At 51.7% G+C, this 263-nt stretch carries 1 protein-coding gene; it reads left to right on the top strand.

Features of this window, described 5'->3' with window-relative positions:
• On the top strand, nt 1-263 hold a 263-nt coding region (locus SB754_RS20935; protein WP_410784273.1), incomplete at both ends, for a hypothetical protein.

Raw genomic sequence — 263 nt, 5'->3', positions numbered from 1 at the left:
GGTGCCACCCGTATCCGATCAATGAAAAAGCGCGGTGATGAATTTATTGATATCTATGTTGGCCGGCCGCCCAAAGATGAAAAGCAGCGCATCATGGGGCAGCTGATCGAAAACCTGCAGCAGTCAGGCCTTAAACCTTTGGCGACTGCGCTGGCCTTTGAAAAGCTGAAAGGTGAATTCAATATGACCGGGGAAGAAATCGCCCGTTCCCTCGGCAAGCCTACAGCTTTTGTCAGTAAGCATATGCGAATTGGCGCGGCACC

Origin of the sequence: Leifsonia sp. SIMBA_070, from assembly GCF_046534635.1 — a bacterium.
Taxonomy (GTDB): Bacteria; Actinomycetota; Actinomycetes; order Actinomycetales; family Microbacteriaceae; genus Leifsonia.
Note: the sequence above shows the minus strand (reverse complement) of the source record. Positions and strands in the feature narration are given on the sequence as shown.